This is a genomic window from Acidobacteriota bacterium (genome assembly GCA_009838525.1).
Taxonomy (GTDB): Bacteria; Acidobacteriota; Vicinamibacteria; order Vicinamibacterales; family UBA8438; genus VXRJ01.
The window spans coordinates 423,980-442,721 of the sequence record VXRJ01000018.1; the positions used below are offsets into that span (position 1 = coordinate 423,980).

The 18,742-nt window shown below is 66.6% G+C and carries 14 protein-coding genes; 4 read left to right on the forward strand and 10 right to left on the reverse strand.

What is annotated here, in order from left to right; translation table 11 throughout:
• The first annotated feature begins 227 nt into the window (after positions 1–227).
• Positions 228–2,051, forward strand: a complete 1,824-nt coding sequence (locus F4Y45_07775; protein MXY24406.1) for a DUF262 domain-containing protein — start codon at positions 228–230, stop codon at positions 2,049–2,051.
• A 696-nt stretch (positions 2,052–2,747) separates the two neighbouring features.
• On the opposite strand, the gene F4Y45_07780 is transcribed toward F4Y45_07775, so the two are convergent.
• The 5 genes from F4Y45_07780 to F4Y45_07800 all read right to left on the reverse strand — a co-directional run bounded on the left by F4Y45_07780 (position 2,748) and on the right by F4Y45_07800 (position 8,201).
• Positions 2,748–3,875 carry a hypothetical protein gene (locus F4Y45_07780; protein MXY24407.1) on the reverse strand — a complete coding sequence of 376 codons (1,128 nt, stop codon included), beginning with the start codon at positions 3,873–3,875 and terminating at the stop codon, positions 2,748–2,750.
• Positions 3,872–5,989 (reverse strand): 3-hydroxyacyl-CoA dehydrogenase, encoded by a 2,118-nt coding sequence (locus F4Y45_07785; GenBank protein ID MXY24408.1) that lies wholly within the window; start codon positions 5,987–5,989, stop codon positions 3,872–3,874. The genes F4Y45_07780 and F4Y45_07785 overlap by 4 nt, the downstream gene beginning before the upstream one ends.
• Before the next feature lie 84 nt (positions 5,990–6,073).
• Positions 6,074–6,298, reverse strand: coding sequence for a hypothetical protein (locus F4Y45_07790; GenBank protein ID MXY24409.1), 225 nt, complete (start codon positions 6,296–6,298; stop codon positions 6,074–6,076).
• Between the two features lie 21 nt (positions 6,299–6,319).
• Positions 6,320–6,607, reverse strand: coding sequence for a hypothetical protein (locus F4Y45_07795; protein ID MXY24410.1), 288 nt, complete (start codon positions 6,605–6,607; stop codon positions 6,320–6,322).
• 112 nt (positions 6,608–6,719) lie between these two features.
• A complete protein-coding gene (locus F4Y45_07800; protein MXY24411.1) occupies positions 6,720–8,201 on the reverse strand; it encodes a cobyric acid synthase in 1,482 nt (493 codons plus the stop codon).
• A gap of 78 nt (positions 8,202–8,279) precedes the next feature.
• On the opposite strand from F4Y45_07800, the gene F4Y45_07805 reads away from it, so the two are divergent.
• Positions 8,280–9,164, forward strand: a complete 885-nt coding sequence (locus F4Y45_07805) for an N-acyl homoserine lactonase family protein (protein ID MXY24412.1) — start codon at positions 8,280–8,282, stop codon at positions 9,162–9,164.
• A 23-nt stretch (positions 9,165–9,187) separates the two neighbouring features.
• On the opposite strand, the gene F4Y45_07810 is transcribed toward F4Y45_07805, so the two are convergent.
• Positions 9,188–10,837, reverse strand: a complete 1,650-nt coding sequence (locus tag F4Y45_07810) for a TlpA family protein disulfide reductase (GenBank protein ID MXY24413.1) — start codon at positions 10,835–10,837, stop codon at positions 9,188–9,190.
• Positions 10,838–10,863: 26 nt separating this feature from the next.
• Between F4Y45_07810 and F4Y45_07815 the strand changes: the two genes are divergently transcribed.
• Complete coding sequence (locus F4Y45_07815; protein ID MXY24414.1) at positions 10,864–12,225, forward strand: hypothetical protein; 1,362 nt, start codon at positions 10,864–10,866, stop codon at positions 12,223–12,225.
• 69 nt (positions 12,226–12,294) lie between these two features.
• Positions 12,295–14,319, forward strand: a complete 2,025-nt coding sequence (locus F4Y45_07820) for a hypothetical protein (GenBank protein ID MXY24415.1) — start codon at positions 12,295–12,297, stop codon at positions 14,317–14,319.
• Between the two features lie 52 nt (positions 14,320–14,371).
• Here F4Y45_07820 and F4Y45_07825 read toward each other — a convergent pair whose 3' ends face one another.
• From F4Y45_07825 to F4Y45_07840, 4 genes are read right to left on the reverse strand one after another with little or no spacing between them, the layout of a single operon-like run.
• Positions 14,372–14,746 carry a nitrile hydratase accessory protein gene (locus F4Y45_07825; GenBank protein MXY24416.1) on the reverse strand — a complete coding sequence of 125 codons (375 nt, stop codon included), beginning with the start codon at positions 14,744–14,746 and terminating at the stop codon, positions 14,372–14,374.
• Positions 14,747–14,762: 16 nt separating this feature from the next.
• Positions 14,763–15,422 (reverse strand): nitrile hydratase subunit beta, encoded by a 660-nt coding sequence (nthB, locus tag F4Y45_07830; protein MXY24417.1) that lies wholly within the window; start codon positions 15,420–15,422, stop codon positions 14,763–14,765.
• 18 nt (positions 15,423–15,440) lie between these two features.
• A complete protein-coding gene (gene nthA / locus F4Y45_07835; GenBank protein MXY24418.1) occupies positions 15,441–16,157 on the reverse strand; it encodes a nitrile hydratase subunit alpha in 717 nt (238 codons plus the stop codon).
• A gap of 58 nt (positions 16,158–16,215) precedes the next feature.
• Positions 16,216–18,285 (reverse strand): pyrroloquinoline quinone-dependent dehydrogenase, encoded by a 2,070-nt coding sequence (locus tag F4Y45_07840; GenBank protein MXY24419.1) that lies wholly within the window; start codon positions 18,283–18,285, stop codon positions 16,216–16,218.
• Positions 18,286–18,742 lie beyond the last annotated feature (457 nt).

The window sequence follows — 18,742 nt, forward strand, 5'->3', positions numbered from 1 at the left end:
CCGTCGATTGGCCGGCGGGTCAGCAGCGCGGCCCGGCGACCGCACCTGCCCCTCCGACGCCTACAGTCCGGCGGGCTTGATCGTCCCCTGCTGAACCGACACAATGAGCCGCTGCCTGTCGAGCCCAACCCGAACACACCGGGCGGCAAGACTGACGCCGCCCTAGGGTCATTAGAGTTCCTCCGGCGACAGACCGGCGTCGAGGGACGAATCATCCGAGGATAGGAATGAGTACGTTCGACAGCACGAAGGCTTCGCTGAGCGATCTTCTTCAGCAGATCAAGGAGGGTCGGATCCAGTTGCCGGACTTCCAGCGGGGCTGGATCTGGGACGACGACCATATTCACAGCCTACTCGTGAGCATCGCTCGTTCCTTCCCGATCGGCGCCGTGATGCTCCTTGAGGCCGGAGGCGAAGTCCGCTTTCAGACACGACCGGTGGAGGGTTTGGAGGCGAGAGTTCCGGAAGATCGCGTGCCCGAGAAGCTGATTCTCGACGGGCAGCAGCGCCTCACGACGTTAGTCCAAGCTCTCTCGCTTGACGAGCCGGTGCGTACGCAGACCGCGAAACGCAAGAAGATCAAGCGCTACTACTATTTTGACATTCAGCAGGCGCTGGCCGCACCGAACTCCTTGGACGACGCCGTTGTGGCCGTGGACGAGAATCGACAGGTGCGAAGCGATTTCGGCCGGCGAGTGGATCTCGACCTGTCAACGATCGAGTTGGAGTGCCAGCGCTTGCACTTCCCGTGCAATCAGATCATGGTTTCGGATGACTGGGAGGCCACTCTGTACCGCGTGGCACCTGAACGGTTCGCTACCTACATGGAGTTTCGCGGCCAGGTTCTCGCCGCTTTTCGTACCTACCAGATCCCTGTCATCGAGCTACAGAAGGAAACCTCCAAAGAGGCGGTCTGTTTGGTCTTCGAGAAGGTGAACACCGGCGGTGTACGTCTTTCGGTGTTCGAGTTAATCACGGCCACCTACGCGGCGGACGGCTACAACCTCCGCGACGATTGGTTCGGGTCAGGGGCGCGCAACGTCGAATCCCGCAAGGAGCGCATTGGTCGGGACGCACTCCTTGAAGGGATCGAGGCCACAGAGTTCCTCCAAGGAGTCAGCCTGCTGCGTACACACGAACTCCGACGGGCGGACCTCGCCAGCGGCAAGATTGGAAAGCAGGTACGACCGGTCAGCGCCAAGCGCGCCGACATCCTCCAACTGCCACTCGGCGCTTGGAAACGGTGGGCGGATGAGCTGGAGGCGGGGTTTCGCAACGTCGCGCGCTTCCTGCGTAAGCAGTACTTCTACAGCCAGCGGGAGCTGCCCTATCGCACGCAACTGGTCCCGCTGGCAGCGGTGCTCACTCGCCTGGGTGACCGTTGGCTCGAGCCTCGAATCTACGACAAGTTGACGCGCTGGTTCTGGTGCGGCGTACTCGGTGAGCTGTACGGCGGTGCCGTCGAGACTCGCATGGCCAACGACTATGAGGAGCTTCTTGGCTGGTTCGAAGACGACGATGCCGTGCCGCGAACAGTGCGCGAGGCTAGCTTCCAGCCGGATCGCTTCGACACTCTGCGCTCGCGGCTGAGCGCGGCGTACAAGGGCATTAACGTGCTCGTCCTTCGCGAAGGTTCTAGGGACTGGTACTGGAAGGCTGCGATTCGGGAGCTAGATGCCGACGAGATCGCTCTCGACATCCACCACATTTTCCCGCGGGACTGGTGCGAAGGGCAGAGGCCGAAAAAAATCGAGAGGAATCGCTACGACAGCATTCTCAACAAGACTCCCATCTCCTACAAGGCGAACCGCAAGATAGGCGGCGAAGCCCCGTCCCGTTACCTGCCGAAGCTCCAGAGCGAGAAACACGTCCGTCTGAACGACGGTGAGATGGACGAGTTGTTGGCCAGCCACGCGCTCGCGCCAGATCTGCTGCGGCGGGACGCGTTCGATGAATTCGTCGATGACCGTCGTAGGCGACTCAGCCGACTTGTCGAGATGGCAATGGGAAAGCCGGTTGTTCACGTGTCCGACACGGCGGCCTACGACTAGCGTCGTCGTTGCGCGCCAAGAGACGTGTTCCGTTGGCGTTGTTCCGCGACGAGCAGCGGTTGCTCGCCGAGAAGCCGGTCCAGATCCATGCCTTGATCTTGGACAAAGTCCGGTGCGGAACAAACCGGGTGCTTCCGAAAGTACAGAATCCACGAGGCCTGGCGGATCGCCCGTTGTAGTTCCGGATGCGGATGCTGCTCCTCCGTCAACATGCCTGCCCAGAACGGCATGTAGCAGAGGTTCCAGCCAGCGGTGAATGCATCGGGATCCCAGGGGTGCCCCCAAATGTGCCGCACGGTGTAGCCGGAACCACGCTCGAGCGAGCGTCCCGTGTACCGAGCCCACGCTTGTTGCGCGTATGTGTTGTCACCCAAGGTCACGGGTCGGCCGTCTCCCGCCCAAGACGATCGTTTGCCTCTGGAGAGGCCGGGGTAGTGCTCCTTGCTCGTTCGGACGCGATCCGGATACCAGACTGGTCGTTCATAGACGCGGTCGGGATGGACGAAGTATGAACGCTCGAAAGCTGCACGAACTATGGAAGTTCCACCCTCTCGGAAGTACTCATCCAAGGCGCGAATTGGCGATTTGATGCTGCCGTCATGAACCTGTAGGCGGAGCATGTCGTCAGTTAGGCGCTGTTTGCTTTACTTGCCGCTGACCGACGGGTGAAGAGGCGATCGGCCGGGCCGCCGGATGTCACAGCGAGCAGGTGCCGTCCTCGCACTCGCCGCTCACCGGTGGACGACCATCAATCGAACGTAACACAGGTGACGTCATGTGTCCCCAACCGGGAAGAAAGGCCGAGAACCGACCGGAGTCGCCGCCGGCGACGAAGAGATGGATGTTGTCGGGTGAGGGGACGACCGGGGTCCGCGCTCCCGGTTCACGCGGATACTCGGCCGGCAGGTTGCGGTTGTAGATCTTCCCGTAGCGGTCATTGAACGTCAGCGCTTCCCACAGGTTGCGGGCCGCGTGCCAGAGGTAGTCCCGCACGTCGTTCTTCGTCCAGCTCCGGGCGGCGATTGTCGCGGCATGCTCCGGGCCGATGACGACGGCGCACGATCCACTGCTGACGGCGTTGTTGTGGGCGATGGTGCTCATCGCCGACGCGACGCTGTCGAGGATGCCCTCAGGGTCGTTGGCCACGTGATTGGTGACGCTGTGGGGACCTTCCGCGGCGATGCAGAAGACGGTGCTGTCCTCGGCACGGTAGCCATGCTCGACGTGGTACGGCGTCCAGGGGCTCGCCTCCTCGTTCTCGGCGATACAGAACGTGTACTTCCCGGGATGGCCCAGCGTGCTCTTGTCGAGGTCGCCCGGCCATGCGCCGCCGACATTGAGCAGCACGAGGCGGATGGCGCGGCCGATGGTCGCGTTGGCTCGGCATCCGGAGCCGAAGACGTTGGCGCCGGGGTTGAGTCCGATCTCATGACGGACCGGCCCGTTTACCACCGCCAGCGGCGCCGCCATATGGGTCGTCGCCTGCACGCCGTGCAGATTGAAAGCGCCGCTGGTGAGGGCGAGAAGCGCGGCCCGGACCACCGGCGCGTAGTCGGGACGGCAGCCGGCGAGCACCAGATTGATCGCGAGCACCTCGCGGGTCAGGTTCCCCCAGCGGGGCGGAATGCGCGCTTCCAGGCGATCCGGATCGCCGCCCAGCGCGCCGACCATCGCTTCGACGGTGGCGGGGGTCGGAGGGACGACGGGCAGGCCGTCGGTCCAGCCCTGCTCGAAGTACCACTCGACGAGGTCGGCGCCGGCGTCAACCGGCGCGGGGGACTCTTCGTCCTCGGCACCGCGGCCGGACCCGCCGGGCGTGGTCATGACCCCTGCCGGTCCAGATCGGCAAATGTCCGGCCTTCGCGGGCGAGCCGTTCCAGAAGCGGCGCAGGCTTCAGCCACTCGCCGTGTTCGTCGTGCAGGCGCTGCATCGTCTCGTGGATCGTGCCGAGGCCCACGAGGTCGGCCCAGAACATTGGGCCGCCACGGTACCTCGGAAAGCCGTAGCCGAGCATCCAGATCACGTCGATGTCACTGGCGCGCAGGACCAGGCCCTCGTCGAGGATCTTCGCTCCCTCGTTGACCAGCGGATAGAAGCACCGCGGCACGATCTCGTTGTCGTGCACTCTGCGCCGCTCGATTCCGAGATCCGCCGAGACCTGTGCGATCACTTCGTCGATCGCCGGATCCGGAATCGGGGTCCGGTGCCCGGGGTCGTAGCGGTACCAGCCGGCATGGGTCTTCTGGCCAAACCGGCCCGCCTCGCAGATCCGATCGGCGATTGGGGAGTACCGCAGGTGCGCGGGCCGGTCGGCCGCCTGTCGTTGCCGGATTCGCCAGCTCACGTCGAGACCCGCGAGATCCGCCATCTCGTACGGCCCCATGGGCAGGCCGAACTCACGGACGGCTCGGTCCACCTGCTGCGGCGAGGCCCCCTCTTCGAGGAGAAAGTCGGCCTGGCGGCGATAGGCGTACAGCATCCGGTTGCCGACGAAGCTGTCGCAGTTGCCGACCAGCACCGCCACCTTGCCGATCCGCTTGGCGAGCGCCATCGAGGTCGCAATGGTCTCGGGCGAGGTTGCGGCGCCGCGGACCGTTTCGACCAGGCGCATCACATGGGCGGGGCTGAAGAAGTGCGTCCCGATCACCTGCTCCGGGCGCGACGTGACGCCGGCGATGGCATCGACGTCCAGGGACGACGTGTTGGTGGCGAGGACGGCGTTTGGCTTCGCGGTGGCGTCAATAGTCCGGAACACCTCCTGCTTGAGCGGCATTTCCTCGAAGACCGCTTCAATCACGATGTCGGCTCCGGCCATCGCGTCCATGTCGAGTGTAGGCGTAATGCGTGCGACGCGCTCCTGCATCCCGGCCTCGGTCATCCGCCCGCGGCGCACGGTCCGTGAGTAGTTCCTGCGGACGGTTTCCATCCCGCGGTCGAGGGCTTCCGGCGACGACTCGATCACCGTCACCGGGATGCCGGCGTTGGCCAGGCTCATGGCGATGCCGCCCCCCATGGTCCCGCAGCCGATGACGGCCGCGCCGTCGATGGCGCGCACCGGTGTTTGCTTCGGAACGTCCGGGATGCGCGCGACCTCGCGCTCGGCGAAGAAGGCGTGGCGCTGGGCCTTCGACTGATCGGAGTCGCGCAAACGGGAGAACACTGCCCGTTCGTGCTTTAGTGCATCGGGGTAGGGGAAGTGGAGCGCCGTCTCTACGCAGTCGACCGCGGCGTACGGCGCCTCAAAGCCGCGCGTCCGATGGTCCATCCGGTCACGGTAGTGCTTAAAGAAATCCGGCTGGTCGCGCACCGCGTCCAGATGCTCCTCGAGGGTGGAGGCGCGGCGCAGCGGCAGGCTGTCGTTGGCGAGCTGCCGGGCGCGGCCGACGGCGGCGGCTACGAGGTCGCCGTCGATACGTTCGTCGACGAAGCCGTACTCCACCGCACGCTCGACAGGATGGAGTTTTCCACCCACGATTATGTCGAGTGCCGCCTGGACGCCGATCAGCCGCGGCAACCGTTGCGTTCCCCCCGCGCCCGGGATGATGCCCAGCGTGACTTCGGTCAGGCCCAGGCGCGTACCGGGCGCCGCGAGCCGCACGTGGCAGGCCAGCGCCAGCTCCAGGCCACCGCCGGCGGCGACGGAGTGGATGGCGGCAACGACCGGTTTCGGCGAAGCCTCGATCTGATCGAGGACGGCGGGAAGGTTCGGGGCATTCGGCGGCGGGGGATCGTTGAACTCCCGTATGTCGGCGCCGCCGCAGAACATCCGTCCGGCACCCGCAATGACGATGGCGCGGACCGTGTCGTCGGCCAACATGGTGGCGATGCGCTCGCCGAGCAGCCCCCGCATGGCCCAGCTGAGACCATTGACGGGCGGGTTGTCGAGACGGAGGATGGCGACGTCGCCGTGATGTTCGACGTTGATGGTCCCGGGCATGACTAGCTGCGTTCCCTGTCGCGCGGCGCTATCCGGCAGCGCGGCCGCTCGTGCCGTGCGGACAGACGATGCCCGGATCCGGTGTCACGTTGTGACGGCGCCGAGGATCGCGTCGAAGGCCGCGCGCGCCTTCGCACGCATCTCGTCGTCGGTCGCGTCCTGAATGGGGTGCGGCACGTAGACTGCCCGCGCCGCAATGTCCGGCATTCCGAGCGCGTTCGACTGCAGTTCGGCGGCCGAGACGAACTCGGACGAGGCCACCATCACGGTCGGAATTCCCCGCGCCTCGTAGTCGACCAGGTCGTGCACACTGCACGACGTGCATGAGCCTCAATCGGCCAGCGCCTGGATGACCGTCCTGCACTTCTCGGCTACTTCCTCCCGCAGGTTTGCCGGCGCCGGTCGGGTGAACGTGGGCTTTCGGAGTCGAATCACCTCCATTCCGGGGGTTTGTTTCCGGAGCAGAGTTTCCAGCTCGTCACAGAAGACGTCGCCACGAGGTTTGGATATGTCAACAATTCCCACCGGCCCGGCAAGCGCAGGCGGGCGTCCCGCCAACCGCCGCGCCAAGGGTTCCCGCTCGTCCGTCGGGTCGAGAATGACAATGGACTCGTCCATCCGGATGTCCTCGCGTTTTAGCAGCTTGCGCCGTAGAAGTTTCGCGCCCGCGAAACTCCCAACGCGCCCGCAAGGGCGCGCGGCCACTGTAGCACACCGTCCACGGGGTCGGTCATTCCAGGCCGGCATCCCGGAACAGTGCGTCGACATCAACCGCGGCTGCGATTCCATCCGCCAGTTCGTCGAGCGCGCTCTCTATCACATGGTCCCAGACGAGCGGTGATCCGGTTCCGGTGCGTGCCCGCTCCAGCCACGCGCTGCGGAACCGGTCGTTACTGAAGAGTCCGTGCAAGTAGGTTCCCTCGATCCGCCCTGTGGCATCGGTCGCGCCGTCCGGACCGCTTGCCAGTTGCGCGAACGGCCGCGCATCGGCGTCAGGTCCCTTTGTGGTCCCCATGTGGATTTCGTAACCCGTGATCGGAGTGCTTCCGTGCACGCAGGTGCCGAACGCGGGTCGAACCGTCTTCTCCGTCGACATCACGGTCTCGACGTCCAGCAGGCCGAGACCAGCCGCGTCGCCGGAACCACCGTCGCTTCCGGCGGGATCCCGCACTGCTCGGCCGAGCATCTGGTAGCCCCCGCAGAGTCCGAGCACCCGTCCGCCGGTGCGTCCATGCGAGATGATGTCGTGGTCCCACCCCTGCGTCCGGAGGAAGGCAAGTTCCGCCAGCGTCGACTTCGTGCCGGGCAGCAGCACGACATCGGCGTCGCGCGGAATCGGCTCACCCGGAGGGATGAACGCGAAGTCGACGCCGGGCTCCGCCCGGAGGGGATCGATGTCGTCGAAGTTCGCAATGCGCGATAACGTGGGAGCCACGATACGAAGTGAACGCTTCCGCTCACCAGTGACCGGCGCGGCGGCGCTCTCCAGCGAGGCGGCATCTTCGCGCGGCAGTCGCTGCGCGGCTTCAAGCCAGGGAATGACACCGCGGCAGGGCCATCCGGTTCGCCCCTCGATCTCCCGCACCCCGTCATTGAAGAGCGTCGGATCACCTCGAAAGCGGTTGATCAGAAAACTGGTCACCAGCGCGGTGTCGGCCGGGTTCAGAACCGCTCGCGTGCCGGCGACCGCCGCGATGACGCCTCCCCGGTGGATGTCTGCCAGCAGGCAGACCGGAGCCTCCACGGCGCGCGCGAAACCCATGTTCGCGATGTCCCCGGCACGCAGGTTCGTCTCCGCCGCGCTGCCAGCGCCTTCCACCAGAATCAGGTCGGCGTCAGCCCTCAGCCGTTCGAAACTCTCGAGGACCGGCGCAAGCAGCGGGCCTCGATCCGTCCGGTAGGCAGCCGCATCCTGCATTCCGACCGCGCGCCCGTGCACGACGAGCTGCGCTCCGCGATCCGATTGCGGCTTGAGGAGGATCGGGTTCATGTCGACGGTCGCCTGGCGTCCGGCGGCCCGGGCCTGCAGCGCCTGCGCGCGCCCGATCTCGCCGCCATCCAAGCAGACAGCGGCGTTGTTGGACATGTTCTGCGGCTTGAAGGGTGCGACGGAGAGGCCCCGTCGCCGGGCCAGGCGACAGAGCCCGGCCACAACCGTCGACTTGCCGGCATCCGATCCGGTCCCCTGAATCATCAGGATCCCGGATGTCATTTGCCCTCCATCCGCACGCACCAAGGAGAGCATAGAATCACGAGATTCGAAACCCGCACCGGCGATCCTGGGGTCCACATGACCAGACTTGAACGAATCGTCGTCATTCCCGCGATCCTGATCGGCGCGGCCGCCGGCGCGTGCGCAACGCCACCGCCAGCGGAAGAGCCGCCGCCACCGCCGCCGGAGGCCGCGACGGCGGCCTCGTCGCTCAAACTCTACGTCTTCGACTGCGGCCGCATCCGGATCGACACCCTGGAGCGCTTCAGCATCGAGGACGACGAGACGGACGTGCGTCAACTGGTCGTGCCCTGCTATGTCGTGGAGCATCCCGACGGCCGGATGCTATGGGATGGCGGGCTTCCCTCGTCCATTGCCGAGGCGGACGGCTGGGAGGGTACGACCAGGCTGGATCAGACGCTGGCCAGTCAGTTGGCCGAGCTCGATCTCGGCTTCGATCTCCGCTCGCTCGACTACGTTGCGTTCTCACACATGCACTACGACCACGTCGGAGTGGCCAACGAGATCGAGGGCGCCATGTGGCTGGTGCAGGGTCCGGAGTACGAGGCGATGTTCGGCGAGTCGCTCGACGTGCCGGCGGCGCAGCCGGAACTCTACGAGAACCTGCGCGACGCCGAGCGCATCATCCTGGACGGCGATCATGACGTCTTTGGCGATGGCCGGGTGCGGATCCTCTCCGCGCCGGGGCACACGCCGGGTCATCAGGTGTTGTTCCTCGATCTGGTCGAGACCGGTCCGCTGGTGCTGTCGGGGGATCTCTACCACTTCCGCCTGAGCCGCGCGGACCGCCGCGTGCCCACCTTCAACGTCGACCGCGACATGACGTTGGCGTCGATGGAGCGGATCGAGGCCTTTGTCGAGGACGTGGGGGCGACTTTCTGGATCGAACACGATCTGGCGCTTTTCGAGGAGCTCGACACGGCGCCCGCCTACTACGAATAGCGCGGCGGCGCCGGGGTGTCGTTCTATTCGCGGATCGCTACCGTGACCGCCCTGGACCCGAGGCCGCCGCTGGCCCAGCCCCCCACGGCGGCGGAGAACTTGCCGGCCGTGCCGCCGGCCACCGCGATCAGGATGTGGTCGGGGGACAGGAACTTGGGGAGAGGATTGTCGAGAGCCTCCGGAAGTGGCCGGCCGTCTTCGTCGAGCCAGTCCTTCGGGATGTTCCTCGGGATCATCCCCTTCTGGCATTCGTCGGTCGGGAGCAGTTCGCGGAGCGGCCTCGACGTGACTTCCTGGATGCGCTCTCGAAGTTGCTGCTTGGAGTAGCCGTCTCTCTCGAACGTCGTGACATGTTCCGGCGAGACGACGAGCAGCGCCTGGTCCATGCGGTGCAGCTTCAGGTGCGCGATCGCCTCCATCGACATTCCCATGCTGGTAGCGAGGGATCGCGCATTACGCGAGAGCTGATCGCGAATGGCGCGCGGTGCCTCGGCCGCGAATACCGTCACGGTACTCTGGTCGCGGTCGAAGCCACGCTCGACGTGCAGCGGTTCCCAGCAACTGCGCTCTTCGTTCTCCGCGATGCAGGCGGTGAATTTCCCGGGCTGGCCGAGGGTCGACATGTCCACTTCGCCGGGGCGGCCGCCGCCGACGTTGCGGACGACCAACTGCAAGGCACGGCCGATGGTGGCGTTCGCGCGCGAGCCCTGGCCGAAGACGTTGCGGCCGGAGTTCAGGCCGATGCGGTGCCGGATCGGACCGTTGACAATGATCATCGGACCGACGAAATAGGTCGTGGCCAGAACCCCGTGGAGGTTGAACGCGTCGGTGCAGGCCGCCTCGACCGCGGCGATCACGACCGGCAGGTAGTCGGGGCGGCAGCCCGCCATGACGGCGTTGACGGCAATCTTCTCGACGGTCGCCGGAACGAGGTTCGGGGGCACGTCCGCCACGATGTCGCCGGGCCCTCGCGTGGTTCCTTCCAGCATCCGTGCGACACGTTCCTCGGTCGGCGGCACTACCGGAAGCCCGTCCGTCAACCCTTGTTCATCGAGGAATTCGAACACGTCAAGGCCGGACGGGACGCGGACTCGGCGTGCCGCCAGCGCCTTCCCGCCCCGCCTGGCCGCCAGCCGCCGCGCGACGTCCGGATCGTGGACGCGAGAGCCGCAACCGGGGCGCATCGCCGGGAGCGGCGCGGCATCCGGTGGCTCGATCGCGGGCGGATCGATGTCGCATCGCTCGGCCGCCCGCGCCGCCAGGTCGGTGAATTCGGCCTTGGACCAGCCCTCGCTGCTTGCCAGCACCGCCCCGTCTGCACCGGCCAGCACGAGTGCCGGCACCGCGTCAAAGCCGTAGGCTTCGGACACTGCAAGGTCCGAGTCGAGGGCACAGGGAAATGTCAGACCGTGACGCTCGGCGAAGTTTCTGGTGAGCCGCGGGTCATCCTGCGAGACGCCGATCAGGCGTAGCCCCGCGGTCGACAGTCCACGCTGGACGCGCTCGACCACCGGGGCCGTCAGATCGCAGGTTGCGCAGTCGTGTTTGAAGAAGAACAACAGTGTCGCGGGCGCCGCGTCCGGGTTGGAGGCGGAAAACACATGCGTCGCGCCGGCAGCGTCGTTCAGCGTGAACGGAGGTGCGGTCGCGCCGGCGCCTGGCAGGTCGGACATTCCGGGAATAGTACAATGCCGGATTCATGCGCCTTACGGCGGGCCGTCCCATCGTCGCGCCTCTTGTCTGGTTCCTCGGCGCCCTGCTTCTCACCGCCGCCGGTCCGGCAACTGCCCGCGCTGCGCAGTCGACCGCGTCCGCCGAAGCAACGGAGCAGATCAGACGGAACGGCGCGGACATCCTCCGGGTCTTTCTCGACTGCGGTCCCTGTGACGACGACTACCTCCGCCGAGAGATCACGTTCGTCAACTACGTCCGCGATCTCCCCGACGCGCACGTGCATGTGCTGGTTACGCGCGAGTTCACCGGCGGCGGTGGCCGGGCCTGGACGATGGACTTCTACGGCCTGGATCAGTTCGAAGGACTGGACGATCAGATCGTCTTCTTCACGACCCAGGACGATACCGATGACAGCGAGCGGCAGACCCTGGCGCAGATGTTGAGCCTGGGCCTCGTTCGCTATGCGGCGCAAACGCCACTCGCGCAGCAATTGCAGGTTTCCGCCGCGCCGAGCGGGGGGCCGCTCGGTGCGCGCCGGGGAGTGGTGACGGCGCAACCGGAAGACGACCCGTGGGACTTCTGGGTCTTTCGCGCGCGGGTGGACGGGCGCTGGGATGCGGAGGAGCGCCAGTCGAGGCGGTCGATCAGCAGCTCGTTCTCGGCCAACCGCGACACGGAAGAATGGCGGATGCGCTTCGGTGTCTTCTCGAACTACCGCACCGACCGATTCACGCTGACGGATTCCACGTTCACGAACGTCCAGAGCAACACGTCGCTCGACGTGCGTTTCATCAAGAGCCTGGGCGATCACATGGGTGTCGGCGTCGGCGGGTCGGCCGTCAACAGTACGTTCCGTAACCAGGAGTTGTCGCTGCGCGCCGCCCCGGCCTTTCAGTACAACTTCTTCCCGTACTCCGAATCGACGCGCCGGCAGTTCACCGTGCTGTACACCGCCGGCTACAACGCGCTCAACTACATCGAGCCGACCATCTTCGACGTGATGGACGAGCGCCGTCTGAACCACGCCGTGCAGACGTCGTACGAGGTGAACGAACCATGGGGCGAGAGCGAACTGACGCTCGAGTTCTCACAGTTTCTCGACGCGCCGGATCAGCGTCGGGTCGTGGCGTTCGGATCGCTGGATATCCGGCTCTTCCGCGGCTTCTTTCTGACCTTGCGGGCTGACAGCTCGCTCATCCGTGATCAGATCTACCTGCCGCGCGAGGCGGCGTCCGATCAGGAGATCCTGGTGCGCCAGCGGCAGCTTGCCACCGACTACGAGTGGCAGTTCCGGGTCGGCTTCAGCTACTCGTTCGGGTCGATCTTCAATAACGTCGTGAACTCGCGGTTCGGGGGATCGAGCGGAGGTTTCACGCGGACGTTCTGACGAAATCCCGGGCGGCCGGGAAGCCGGTCTGGAGACCGGCGCACCGGGCGGCGCGGCTGGAGGTGAGTGATGTGGTTCCGACGCTATCTGTTGACGGTCGTACTGGGTATCGGGCTGGCCGGATGCCAGGGGGCAGGTGCGCCTGTCGCAGAGGAATCCGCATCGCCTTCGCTCGCACACTCGCGCGTCACCCGGCTCGACGTCACGAGCCGTGAGGCGGCATTCGGCGGACGGTCGTTCGGCGAGGTTGGCGCCTACGAGATTCTGCTCGGCACGGCCACGGCCGTAGCTGATCCGAATGCCCCGCAGAACGCCGGGATCGTGGATCTCCAGAATGCCCCGCGCAATGCGGACGGCCTGGTCGAGTACACCTTTGAAGTCGACATCCTCAAGCCGGTCGACATCACAAGGGGTAACGGTGTCCTGGTGTACGAGATCAACAACCGCGGCCGCAACATCGTCCTCGGCTACTTTCACGAGGCGGGGCCGGGCTACGCGGCCGACAACGCCGGTAGCGCGTTCCTGATGGACCAGGGCTACACGTATGTATCGAGCGGCTGGTTGCACGGCGCGCCGGGCGCCGGCAGTCCGCGTCCAGTGCTGGCGACTTTTCCGCTCGCCACGGACAACGGCCAGACGATCACCGGCACGTCGATGGAGGAGTGGCAGGACCCGGACGGCGCCGCGTTCGGGCGGTTAACGTATCCGGCAGTGACCCTCGAAAAGACCGCCGCGACACTCACGCATCGCCAGCTCCAGGACGATCCGCGCCAAACGGTTCCGGCCGACCAGTGGCACTACGTCGACGACAGGACGGTCGCGGTCACGCCCCCTGCGGGAACCGACGCGGGGACCATCTACGAGTTCGTCTACGAGGCTCGGGATCCGATCGTGCACGGCCTGGGGTTCGGCGCCATGCGCGACTGGGTCTCGTTCGCGCGCTACAGCCCCACCGACGATCAGGGCGCTCCCAACCCGCTCTTTGTGGACGGCATGCCGGTGCTCGACCACGTGGTGGCGGTCGGGTCGTCGCAGAGCGGCCGGATGGCCAGGGACTTCGTCTACCAGGGTTTCAACGAGGATTCCGAGGGCCGGCGCGTCTTCGACGGCATGACGCCGTATGTCGCCGGCGCCCGCCGGATGTTCGTCAACGCCCGTTTCGCGCAGCCGGGTCGCTATACGCGCCAGCACGAAGACCACAACTACCCGATGGACGAGTTCCCGTTCACATTCGCGACGACGACGGATCCGCTGACGGGCAGGACCGATGGGCTGCTGGCCGCCTGCACGGCCTCGAGCACTTGCCCGAACATCATCCAGGTGGACGCCGACTCCGAGTTCTACGGCGCCCATGCCTCGCTCATCGTCACCGACACGAGCGGCCAGGCGCTGGAGTTGCCGCCCAGCGTGCGCTACTGGATGCTGGCGACCGCCCATCTGCAGGGCGACGCCGGATGCCGCGACCCGGCGAACCCGATACGGCCGTGGCCGTACTACCGCGCGGCGTTCGACGCGACCGTACAGTGGGTGCGGGACGGGGTCGAGCCACCGGCGACGCGCGCGCCGTCGGTGGCCGACGGGACGGCGGTGACCGTTGAAGAGCAGGGCGAGCAGTATCCAACCATCCCGGACCGGCCGTACAACTCTGCGATCAGCGAACTCGGCGTGCGTGATTTCTCCGTCTGGCCACCGCAGGAGAGCGAAGAGAAGTACCCGCTGTTCATGCCGAGCCTCGACGAAGACGGCAATCTGACGGCTGGCGTCATCGTGCCGGAAGTGGCGGCGCCGCTTTCGACGATGGGCAAGGCGGTGCGCGCCGCGGGTTTCGCGGAAGGAGACTTGTGCGGCGTGAACGGCTCCACGATCGCCTTCCCGCGCACCGAGGAGGAGCGTATGGAACTCGGCGATTCGCGACTCTCCCTGGAGGAGCGCTATCCCGGTGGCGAGGCGGAGTACGTGAGGCGCTACAGTGAAGCGGCGGACGCGCTCGTCGCCGAGCGCTATCTGCTGCCCGCCGACGCGGAGACGCTCAAGGAGTCCGCCGCCGCGGCGTGGAGGGCGGCCTGGCGCTCCACGGATCCCACTGACCAATAGGGGAAACTGGCGCGCGGCGGCCTTCGAGACGGGCGCACGCGGCCGTGCTCCGTTAGCCGGACTTCCGGGAGTTCTTCAGTTCGACGGGCTTGCCATGCGGCGTATGCCGGTAGGCGTCCGCCCATGCTTCCTTGCGGTCGAGCAGTGCGGCCACGTCCGTCAGGCTCTTTCGGGTGGCGAGCCGTTCTAGCGCCGCGACCCAGTGATGGTAATACCGAGATCCGTCGTCCGGCTCGCCGCGATCGGCCGCTCCCTGGAGCTCGGCGGCCAGCGTCTCCGCCCACTCCTTCCAGGTGAAATGACCCGCTTCGGACAGCTTGACCGCGAGAGCGAACGCCTGGGCCTGCCACGGCGCCTCGAAGACGGGCCCCTCCTCGTCTCGCGGGAGCGGCGGGAGGGCCGCGAGCCGGCCGGAGTCGACCGGCATCGCCGGCGCCTTCCGATCACGCTGGTTCAAGGTACTCCTCCCACAGGTCCACGTAGACCGAATCCCTCGCGGTGGCGCGATCGCCCCACAGCTCCTGCGCATCGAATCTAACGGTATAGACGTGCTGCGGAGTGTTGCCGAGCCGCTGGCCCTGTTCGTCGGTGTCCTGCAAGGCGTAGACACCGTTGTCGCGGATGACCACGCCGCGGCGGCCGCGGGTGTAGCGCGGCATGCGCGTGTGTCCGCGGGGATGCATGTTACGTCCCCGCACCGGATCGTCGACGTTGAAGCGCGCGTTCACCGCGGTGTCCAGAAGACCCGAGCCGGGTGACGCGGCTTCGGCTTCGCTCGCCGGCAACTCTTCCGGAGGCGCCGCATCCGGGTCCGCGTACCCGCTGTCGAGTTCCTCCCGGGTGACGAGGTCGCTTGACAGCAGCCGGTTGACGTGGACGGTGAACCAACGCTCGTAGTACGACATGCGCAGGTAGTCGGCCGGCGGCAGGCTCTCGAGAGCGAACCGGAAGCTGCCCCAGTTGCGGCCGCGTCCCCAGCGGCCGATGGCGCGGCCCAGGCCGTAGACACGACCCTCCCAGGGTTCGTGGAAGACCGGCTCGTTTTCTTCGCGGGCCACCGAGCCCATCCCGTCCATGCCGCCCATGTCGTGGATGCCGTTCATCTGCAGCCTCCGCGTGTGCTACGGCGCCGCCACCCTCGCGACACCGATCATGGAGTCGCGCGTGACAAGTTCTACGAGCTGTTCCTCGGTCATTCCCTCCGTGCCGGCCGGACGCTCCGGCAGCACGAGGTACCGCATCTCGGCGGTGCTGTCCCAGACCCGCACCTCGACGTCGTCGGGCACGTCGAGCCCGAACTCCCGAAGGACGGCACGGGGTTCGATGACCGCGCGTGAACGGTATGCGGAGGACTTGTACCAGACTGGCGGCAATCCGAGTGTCGGCCACGGGTAGCAGGAACAGAGCGTGCATACCACGAGGTTGTGGACGTCCGGCGTGTTCTCCACCACCACCATGTGCTCGCCCTGCGCCCCGAGATACCCCATCTCGCCGATCGCCGCGGTGCCGTCCGCCAGCAGCCGTGCCCTGAAGTCGGGATCCGTCCACGCGCGCGCCACCACCTGCGCGCCGTTGCGCGGCCCGATCCGGTTCTCGTAGGCGTCGACGACCTCATCGAGGCCGGCCGGGTCGATCATGTTCTTCTCGATAAGGATCGATTCGAGCGCCCGCACGCGTAGCGCAATGTCATCGGGAACCACCTGGTGATCGTGATCGTGGGTCTCCGGCGGCTGCGCGGCGGCAGCGCCGGCTCCACCCGCCATTCCTGCGGCGCCCGCCGCGGAGGTCTTCAGGAACTGGCGGCGACCAACCTCTTCGGGCTCGCGTGTGTCCGTCATTGACGTTCCTCCAGTGCCTTCCCGGCGTTTCGGCATTCGGTCGCCGGAGGCCGCACGGTTACTGCGGCAGCGCGAGGGCGATGAGTTCCGGGACGCGCCCGCCACCCACCGTCAGGGCGATGTACTGCTGGTCGTCGAGCATGTAGGTCATTGGCGTGCCGATGGCGCCGCCTGGCAGATCCACCGAGGCCAGCTCGTCGCCGGTTGCCTTGTCGAGCGCCACGAGCCGCGGGCCGTCGTTCGTGCCGCCGGTAGTCAGGGCGTAGATCAGGAGGCCCGGCGTCAGCAGGGGACCGGCGCGGCTGGCGTCGCCGCCGAGCGGCGGCAGATCGAGGTCGCGCAGCAGCGGGTGGTTACGGATCCGGTCGCCATTGCCGGTCGGCTTCATCCAGACGTGCTCACCCGAGTTCAGATCAATCGCGGTCAGCCGGGAGTAGGGAGGTTTGAACAAAGGAAGTCCCTGCGGCATCTGCGGCCGGGTTACACCCTCGCCGCGTCGCTCGATGACGGCGAGAGTCGCCGCCTCGCCCGTCCTCGGCTCCCGGTACTGGCGGACGGAATAGGCGTTGCGCGAGGGTACATACAGGATCCCGGTCGCCGGATCGAACGCGGCCCCGGACCAGTTGGCGCCGCCGCCGCTGCTGGGCCGCTGTATCGTTCCTTCCCACATCTGAGGTGTGAAGATCGGTCCCAGCCGGTAGCCGTCGACCGCTTCGATGGCCATCTCCCGAATCTCGGGTGTGAAATCCACAAGGTCGTCGATCACGGCGCCTTGGTATTCGAATGGCGCGGGCCGTGTGGGAAACGGCTGGGTAGGCGACGGACGCTCGCCGGGGATGTCGGTATCCGTGGGGACCGGCCGCTCCTCGATCGGCCAGATGGGCTCGCCCGTTTCCCGGTTGAAGACGTACGTGAAGCCCTGCTTGCTCACCTGGGCGAGCGCCTTCACCGTCTGGCCGTCGACGATAATGTCGACCAGGTTGGGTGCGGCGGGGAAGTCCCAGTCCCAGAGGCCGTGGTGCACTGCCTGGAAGTGCCACTCGCGCTCGCCGGTTTCGATATCGACGGCGACGATGCTCTCGGCGAACAGGTTGTCGCCCAGGCGGTGGCCACCGTAGTAGTCGGGTGCAGGCGTGTTGGTGGGCAGGTAGATGAGGCCCAGTTCCGGGTCCGCGCTCATCAGGGTCCAGACGCCCACCTTGCCGGTCACGCGCCAGGAATCGCCTTCCCAGGTGTCGTTGCCGAACTCGTCCCCCTGCGGGATGGTGCGGAACATCCACTTCATCTGCCCGCTGCGCGGGTCGAAGCCGCGCATCCACCCGGGCGGCGCCTCGCGCGTGATGTTGTAGGACGAGATCGAAGACGGCGTGACGATCGTGTCGCCGACGACGAGCGGAGGCGATTGCACGGAGTAAAGAAGGGCATTGAGCCAGTCGCGGTCTCCACGCGTGGCGCGGGGGATTCCCTCCGTCAGGTCGACCCAGCCGCCGTCGCCGAAGTCGGCGCACGGCTCGCCCGTCCTGGCGTCGACGCAGATCAGGTAGCCATTGCCCGTGCCGGCGAAGATCCGCTCGTCCTCGCGCTCCGGCCCGTCGGACCAATACGCGACGCCACGCTGATTCCAGCGGGCGGTCATCGTCGTCGTACCTTCCTCGTAGGTCTTCGGGTTGTATACCCAGAGCGTCTCGCCGGTTGCCGCGTCAATCGACGCGATCTGAGACGTCGGCATGTTGATGAACAGCCGGCCGCCCACCATCAACGGTGTTGCCTTCAGGTTGGTGATGTAGGGCGGTTGCGAGTCGCGCCAGCGATCGGGGTCGCGACGGAGGAGTTCCTCGAAGATGGTGGCGGAATCGGCCCACCACTCGCCGCCGTCCGGCGTGTCGATACTGAGGAAGGCGTCGGCGGAGAGCCACCGCCACGCAATCTCGAGGTCGCCGAAGTTTTCCCCGTCGATCTGCGTCAGCGGTGAGTACTTCGTCCCACCCAGGTCGCCACCGTACGTAGGCCACTCGCCATTGGCGGGAGCGCCCTGCTGGGCTGCCGCGGGCGGAGCAGCGGCAGCGGCGGCCGTGAGGGCAATTGCTGCAAACAGAACCGGCAGGCGGAGATGGGTGCGACCAGGCATCAACGACCTCGCTCTCGTGACGGGATTTGTCCGCGGCCATCATACCGCGAGGCTCGAGCAGGCTCCTGCTAGAATGCGGCCATGGACCGCAACCGCGCGCTCCGCCGGCTCGCGGCAATGCGTCAGCCCCTGGCGTCGCCGGCCTGGTTTCCGGCAACTGTGGTCGCTGCCGCGGTGGTCGCTGCCGTCGTTGCGGTCGGGGCGGCAGCGCCAGCCGGACAGCAGGTTCCCTCTCAACAGCCGCCGGATTTGTACCACTGGGTGCTGCCTGCCGATTCGCCAGGCGTTGAAGTAGCCACGCTGCACCCGAACGATTGCTACGTGGTGCGTCAGGCGACCGGCGTCGCGTACTTCGGCTCACCCAACGCAACGCTGCGCGAAATGCAGCGGCAAGTCGATGGAGCGCGGGCGCATGCCGTCGAGATGGTGCCGAGGCTGCCTCCCAAGCCGCATCCCG

Bases quoted from the DNA above. Each gene is read 5' to 3' on its own strand.
- F4Y45_07810 (MXY24413.1), bottom strand. From the start codon at position 10,837: ATGTCCGACCTGCCAGGCGCCGGCGCGACCGCACCTCCGTTCACGCTG.
- F4Y45_07840 (MXY24419.1), bottom strand. From the start codon at position 18,285: ATGCCTGGTCGCACCCATCTCCGCCTGCCGGTTCTGTTTGCAGCAATT.
- F4Y45_07780 (MXY24407.1), bottom strand. From the start codon at position 3,875: ATGACCACGCCCGGCGGGTCCGGCCGCGGTGCCGAGGACGAAGAGTCC.
- F4Y45_07805 (MXY24412.1), top strand. From the start codon at position 8,280: ATGACCAGACTTGAACGAATCGTCGTCATTCCCGCGATCCTGATCGGC.
- nthA (MXY24418.1), bottom strand. From the start codon at position 16,157: ATGACGGACACACGCGAGCCCGAAGAGGTTGGTCGCCGCCAGTTCCTG.
- F4Y45_07775 (MXY24406.1), top strand. From the start codon at position 228: ATGAGTACGTTCGACAGCACGAAGGCTTCGCTGAGCGATCTTCTTCAG.
- F4Y45_07800 (MXY24411.1), bottom strand. From the start codon at position 8,201: ATGACATCCGGGATCCTGATGATTCAGGGGACCGGATCGGATGCCGGC.
- F4Y45_07785 (MXY24408.1), bottom strand. From the start codon at position 5,989: ATGCCCGGGACCATCAACGTCGAACATCACGGCGACGTCGCCATCCTC.
- F4Y45_07815 (MXY24414.1), top strand. From the start codon at position 10,864: ATGCGCCTTACGGCGGGCCGTCCCATCGTCGCGCCTCTTGTCTGGTTC.
- F4Y45_07825 (MXY24416.1), bottom strand. From the start codon at position 14,746: ATGCCGGTCGACTCCGGCCGGCTCGCGGCCCTCCCGCCGCTCCCGCGA.
- F4Y45_07820 (MXY24415.1), top strand. From the start codon at position 12,295: ATGTGGTTCCGACGCTATCTGTTGACGGTCGTACTGGGTATCGGGCTG.
- nthB (MXY24417.1), bottom strand. From the start codon at position 15,422: ATGAACGGCATCCACGACATGGGCGGCATGGACGGGATGGGCTCGGTG.
- F4Y45_07795 (MXY24410.1), bottom strand. From the start codon at position 6,607: ATGGACGAGTCCATTGTCATTCTCGACCCGACGGACGAGCGGGAACCC.